Origin of the sequence: Veronia nyctiphanis (assembly GCF_004116385.1) — a bacterium.
GTDB lineage: Bacteria > Pseudomonadota > Gammaproteobacteria > Enterobacterales > Vibrionaceae > Veronia > Veronia nyctiphanis.
Genome location: NZ_PEIB01000071.1, coordinates 1 through 3491, shown reverse-complemented (window position 1 = coordinate 3491; position 3491 = coordinate 1). Strand labels below are relative to the sequence as shown.

Annotated in this window: 5 protein-coding genes; 4 read left to right on the top strand and 1 reads right to left on the bottom strand. The window is 43.8% G+C overall.

Annotated elements, in window-relative coordinates:
• Positions 1-184, top strand: a 184-nt coding sequence (locus tag CS022_RS27020) for a hypothetical protein (protein ID WP_235869898.1), incomplete at its 5' end; no start/stop codon positions are given.
• A gap of 26 nt (positions 185-210) precedes the next feature.
• Here CS022_RS27020 and CS022_RS24280 read toward each other — a convergent pair.
• Positions 211-1322 (bottom strand): IS3 family transposase gene (locus tag CS022_RS24280; protein WP_408057301.1). Its coding sequence is split into 2 segments (ribosomal slippage): positions 211-1070 and positions 1070-1322, totalling 1113 coding nucleotides; the frame shifts between segments, so codons are not numbered across the junction.
• Between the two features lie 79 nt (positions 1323-1401).
• On the opposite strand from CS022_RS24280, the gene CS022_RS24275 reads away from it, so the two are divergent.
• From CS022_RS24275 to CS022_RS24265, 3 genes are all read left to right on the top strand, one after another.
• Positions 1402-1836 (top strand): hypothetical protein, encoded by a 435-nt coding sequence (locus tag CS022_RS24275; protein WP_129124432.1) that lies wholly within the window; start codon positions 1402-1404, stop codon positions 1834-1836.
• A gap of 710 nt (positions 1837-2546) precedes the next feature.
• A complete protein-coding gene (locus tag CS022_RS24270; protein ID WP_129124431.1) occupies positions 2547-2948 on the top strand; it encodes a hypothetical protein in 402 nt (133 codons plus the stop codon).
• Between the two features lie 123 nt (positions 2949-3071).
• Positions 3072-3413 carry a hypothetical protein gene (locus CS022_RS24265; RefSeq protein ID WP_129124430.1) on the top strand — a complete coding sequence of 114 codons (342 nt, stop codon included), beginning with the start codon at positions 3072-3074 and terminating at the stop codon, positions 3411-3413.
• The last annotated feature ends 78 nt before the right edge of the window (positions 3414-3491 follow it).

Genomic DNA, 3491 nt, shown 5'->3' with positions numbered 1-3491 from the left:
TGAATTCACATTCAGGTTGTTGTCTCTTGGTGGCTTAAACACGGTTTGCGACAAGGCGAAATGCGGTAGCTTCTTCGAAAGGTGCTGGCGGCAAGCCGCGACAAACATGGAGCAAGGGCTAACAAATGCAGCCACAGGACAAAAAACCGCTCCGCAATTTTTTGCCTGTGCTGGCAGGCGTTAGGTGTGCGAAGTGTAACCCTCCCCATATTAGTGGCAGTCTACATTAGAGTTTTTCCTGCTTTCATACTTAGCCAGATATTCCCAAGGGGTAAGATCATTGAGAGAGTCATGGGGTCTCTCATTGTTGTATTCCTTCATCCAGTTTTCGGTGATTTCCCGGACTTCGGACAGCGTTTTAAATACATACATGTCGAGGACCTCCGTTCGATAAGTTCGGTTAAAGCGTTCTATGTATGAGTTTTCTGTTGGCTTTCCCGGGCGAATAAATTCAAGCTCAACTCGGTTCTCTTCAGCCCACTCGGCTAGTGCCGTTGAAACAAACTCAGGACCGTTGTCCATGCGTAGTTTCTGGGGCGCGCCACGCCAAGCAATAATACGTTCTAGGACGCGGATCACTCTTGGCGCGGGAAGATTCAAGTCCACTTCGATGGCCAGTACTTCGCTATTAAAGTAATCAACAACGTTAAAGGTGCGAAAACGTCGGCCACAGACAAGGGCGTCGCTCATGAAGTCGATAGACCAACAGCTATTGACCCAGTCTGGACAACAAAGCGGTGCTGGCTCTCGCTTTGGGAGGCGTTTCTTTCCCTTTCGCCTCAGGTTGAGTTTCAGCGAACAATACACGCGATAGACCCGCTTGTGGTTCCATGCAAATCCCCAACGTCTAAGGACTTTGAAGAGTTTTCCAAAGCCATACGCTGGGTAACGTTCAACCGCTTCCTGCAGCTTGGCAATGACGTCATCATCACGATGCGGATCAGGACGATACCGATACACTGAATCACTGATGCCAACCGCGCGGCAGGCCATTCTTAAACTGGCCTGAAAGTGTTGTCGAACGTATTCCACAAGCTCACGTTTAACCGCTGGCGTTACAGCTTTTTTTCTAGGATATCTTTCACAATACGATGTTCGAGGCTGAGCTCTGCAAACATATGTTTAAGCCTTCGGTTTTCGTCTTCAAGCTCTTTCAGTCGTTTAACATCAGACGCTTCCATACCGCCATATTTAGATTTCCAGTTGTAGTAGGTTGCATCGGAAATGCCGTATTCACGGCAGACTTCGTTAACTTTTCGACCCGCTTCCACTTCTTTGAGGATCTTGACGATTTGCGATTCCGTGTAGCGTGATTTTTTCATCAGACATTCTCCGTTCGTTTTAGTGTAAACGGAAAAACTCTAATTGCTAACGACCCGCTATTCGGGGAGGGTTACAGAAGTGCTTGAGCAAATACATCACGAGAATTGGAAAGAACTGAGCGTATTGACTGGCACTGCTGAGCACGTACCCAAAGCAGTACTTGGTTTGCTAGCCAAAGACCGCAAGTCATTTGATGCTGCGTACTGGAAGCTTGACAATTATGTAGTAGTACAAGGCGATTTATTTAGCTCAGCCGCAATTCTGCCAAAGTATCTCGAAGAAGTAGTTGTGAAGTCCAAATTCAAAGAAAGTGTAATTGACCTAATATGGCAAATTGGTACTGGTTACTCTGAGAATATCGAGTTGCAAAGCACGTGTTTTGCGGAAGCGTTTAAGGCTTTTAACTCTCTCATCAAACATCCATTGATTGCTTCCACCAAATACGCTGAAATGATAAAGGCTGAATTAGATGATATGGTTGAAATTGAAGTAGAAAGAAAACAAAACACCTAACAAAGCCAGTATCGCCAGCAAGCTGGCTGCACTCGTAAACTCGCCCCTGCTGAAGGGCGTTATCCCCCATCAATTTTAAAGTTTTGAGTCCCAAGGTTTAGTCGCCAAACTCCTATTTTCATAATCGCAGGTTTACATCGAAATTGGTGAACAACCTTTGTTTGAGTGACGAGCCTGAAATTCCAATTACACATTTGAATTCAAGTTTAGGTTGTTGTCTCTTGGTGGCTTGAACAAGGTTTGCGGCAAAGCGAAATACAGTCTCTTTTTCAAAAGGTGCTGGCGGCAAGCCACGAAAGACATGGAGCAAGGGCTAACAAATGCAGTCACAGGACAAAAAAACGCTCCGCAATTTTTTGCCTGTGCTGGCAGGCGTTATCCCCCATCAATTTTAACGTTTTGAGTCTCAAGGTTTAGCTACCAAACTCCTCTTTTCATAGCCGCAGGTTTTTGTCGAAGTCTGCAAACAACCTTTGTTTGGGTGACATGTCTGAAATTCCAATCACACATTTGAATTCGCACTCAGGTTGTTGTTTCTTGGTGGCTTAAACACGGTTTGCTGCAAGGCTAAATGCAGTAGCTTTTTCAAAAGGTGCTGGCGGCAAGCCGCGAAAGACATGGAGCAAGGGCTAACAAATGCAGCCACAGGACAAAAAACCGCTCCGCCACTTTTTGCCTGTGCTGGCAGGCGTTAGCAGTACAGGGTAAGTATGTTCAACTTAATACGTAACAATGAACTTGAACTACAACTTGATATTTCTGGTGTCGAAGACCACTTACCATCAATTGCATTTGACATTGTTGTGTCATGGGATATGCCATACCAAAAAATTAACTTTACACTTAAAGAATGCTGGTTTGAGTGTGAAGAGTGGGATCGATTTGAAGAGTCAATATCTCAGTTGATAGAGCAGGAGTCTGGTTCTGTGACGTTAAAGGATATGAGTGAGAATCCAATAATAACATTTACCAAGACACATTCAGAACTACTCACGATAATTCAGTCTAAAGATACTTTAGGGGTTGGTGAATTCTCACTCAGAGCAAAAAGTTTCTCCATTGAGTTAATTGAAGTTTACAATAAAACTAAACAGCTTGATAAATGGTGGTAAGTACTGCTAACAAGGCCGTTAAACCAAGGACACAAAACAGCAGGCTTGTGCTCCTTCGTCGCCAATTTTAGCCTGCTATTTTGTGCCGTTTACGGCAAGCGTTAGTTGTTCATGAGGTTCTCCGTGAGTAATTTGATTAAAGATATGGATCGTCTATTGAAGACACTACCTATTGAATACAAAAATGCGTTGTTAAGCGGCTCTGTTTTTGAAGTTGATTTTAAAGATGAAGATAAGCATTGGTACTCACCTTTTATTCTATGGACTAAAGAAGAAGTTGAGAATTACCAACCTGATTCTGAATTTTCATCATATTTAGCTATAGGGTCAAATGGTGGTGGAGAAACCTACCTGTTGAGCCTTATTGATGGCTCAATTTCAGTTTGTGACCTTATCGCAGGCAAAGGCTCTTTAGAAAATGTTGCTTCAAATTACTCTGAGCTTTTAGCGCAGCTAAACAACTAACAAGTTAATCAAACAATGGACGTAAAACAGCAGGCTTGCGCTCATTCTTCGCTTAGTTTAGCCTGCTATTTTCCGCCG